At 30.8% G+C, this 652-nt stretch carries 1 protein-coding gene; it reads left to right on the top strand.

Translation table 11 applies throughout. From position 1 onward, the window contains the following. Window positions 1-329: 329 nt before the first annotated feature. A partial coding sequence (locus JM172_RS24590; protein WP_214484994.1) for a DUF1304 domain-containing protein occupies window positions 330-652 on the top strand: 323 nt, incomplete at its 3' end.

Here is a 652-nt window from a genome sequence, read left to right on the forward strand (position 1 = left end):
CTGATCTTCCACAATATGGCGCAAGAAGGTAGTAAAGGCTATCTGGACTTCCTTAAGGATAGTTTACCTATTAAGGATACACAAGTGATATTCCGGTGATTAAAAATTAGAGGTATCAGACGAAAAATATAGTCTTTAGTCGTTAACTATCTAAATAATAAGGAGTTTCATAATAGCTAAGAGTAAATGTTACGTATTTAAAATAAAGTGCGACATAAAAAAGAACCCCAAATTTTCATAATAATATTTAGAATAATGATCTTTCTTTATTGTGTATAGGACCATATAATAGAATAATGTTTTGGTTAATATGTAAAAGGAGTGTGTATATGCATTTATTAGCTATTATTTTTACTTTGCTTGTTGCTATCGAGCACGTATATATCATGATTCTTGAGATGTTTTTTTCTACAAGTAGAGTAGCCCAAAAAACTTTTGGAGTCACAAAAGATGTTCTCGAAATTCCAAAAGTTAAGACCCTATTTGCTAATCAAGGTTTATATAATGGGTTTCTAGCAGCTGGTTTGTTCTGGGGAGTTTTATTTGTTCCAGATTCAAGCAAAATTATGATCCAATTATTTTTCTTAATATGCGTGATAATTGCTTCCGTATTTGGAGCTTTGACAGCAAATAAAGGGATTTTCATCAAACA

The organism is Bacillus sp. SM2101, from assembly GCF_018588585.1.
GTDB lineage: Bacteria > Bacillota > Bacilli > Bacillales > SM2101 > Nanhaiella > Nanhaiella sioensis.